The sequence below is a fragment of the Saccharopolyspora sp. 6M genome (assembly GCF_020176775.1).
GTDB lineage: Bacteria > Actinomycetota > Actinomycetes > Mycobacteriales > Pseudonocardiaceae > Saccharopolyspora_C > Saccharopolyspora_C gregorii.
The window spans coordinates 1-1,337 of the sequence record NZ_JAIUJZ010000191.1 but is presented as its reverse complement, the minus strand read 5'-3'; the positions used below and the strand labels follow the sequence as shown (position 1 = coordinate 1,337).

Genomic DNA, 1,337 nt, shown 5'->3' with positions numbered 1-1,337 from the left:
GCCCGGCCCCCCGCGCACGCCCGCCCGCACGCACAACCCGCACGCCACCGCGTGCGCGACGACGTGCAGCAGCCGGAAACCCGACCAGTAGCTGTCCAGCACCGCGACCGGCACCGGCGGACCCGCGAAACCGACCGCGGACAGATCGGAGCGGACCAGCAGCGAGACCACCACGGCCCCACCGGCCCACAGCAGCGGCGTCCGGGCGCCACGCACCCGCAGGAAAGCCGAGAAACCGTGGAGCACCAGGCAGGAACTCGTCACCGCGATCGAATTGCGCAGCACGTGCACCGCCTGCGGGCTCAACGCGGATTCGCGCAACCACGTGCAGGAAGCGTCGGTGTGCAGCGTCATCGTCGTCGCGAGCCCGGCTCCGATGAGCCAGAACGCCCGGGTCCGGCGCTGCCGCAACGCCTGCGGTGCGCGGAGCAGAACCGCGAGCCAGAGCGCCCCGATGCCGACGAACTCCACCACCGAGCTCACCGCGGCGGCGGCCACGGGGCCACCGCGAACCCGAGCGCCTCCTCGATTCCGCCCACCCGCACCGGAGTCGGCAGGATGCGGCTGCCCAGCAGGACCGCGATGTCCTCGGCCTCCCGCTCGGCCGCGGCACCGTGCCCGCCGTGCGAGCGGGCCAGCAACCGGGACACCGTTCCCGGGTCGAGATCCGGGACCATCCGCCGGAATTGCGCCGCCCGCCGCTCCGAGTGATCGGCGGGTTCCGCTCCACCGTGCGCGAGGATGTGTCCGATCTCGTGCAGGATGATGTGCTTTCGGTGCAGTTCGCTGGTACGCGGTTCGACGAAAACGTAGTCGGTGTCCGCGGCTTCCACCCAGAGCCCGTGCGGACGGGCGGAATTCGCCGCCCCCGGAAAGGGGAGCACGCGCAACGGACGTTTCCGGCGCGCGGAGATGCACTCGATCAACTCATCCATCGAACAGGCGGCAGGCAGCGCCAATTCCTTGACCAGCCTGCGAAAACGCGCGCGCGAACGCCACCCCTCCAGCACCGGAAGCCCTCCCCGGTCACATGTCCACCCCAGTACGCTGAGCACTCTGTCCGACACTTTCCGCAGCAGTCAATGCATCCTGCGTCACAGCGCACGAAAATCGCACCCCCTTAACAGGAGGTTCACTTTCTCGCGAACGATTTCCAGATAGTGGGCGAAATGGCGTGCACCGCGCGGAAATGGAGCAGGCGGTAGCAACTCCCGGTGGAACGCGGGGGGGGGGGGGGCCCCCCCCCCCCCGCGGGGGGGGCGCCGGCCCACAGACCGCGGCCCCCCCGCCCCCCCGCCCCCCGCGGGGCGGGGGGGGCCCCCCCCCCGCGCGGGGGG

The 1,337-nt window shown here is 71.7% G+C and carries 2 protein-coding genes; both read right to left on the bottom strand.

Annotated elements, in window-relative coordinates; genetic code table 11:
* Nucleotides 1-498, bottom strand: a 498-nt coding sequence (locus LCD31_RS22650; protein WP_224961039.1) for a hypothetical protein, incomplete at its 3' end; no start/stop codon positions are given.
* Nucleotides 480-1,010, bottom strand: coding sequence for an ImmA/IrrE family metallo-endopeptidase (locus LCD31_RS22645; RefSeq protein WP_224961038.1), 531 nt, complete (start codon nucleotides 1,008-1,010; stop codon nucleotides 480-482). The genes LCD31_RS22645 and LCD31_RS22650, both read right to left, overlap by 19 nt.
* Between the last annotated feature and the right edge of the window lie 327 nt (nucleotides 1,011-1,337).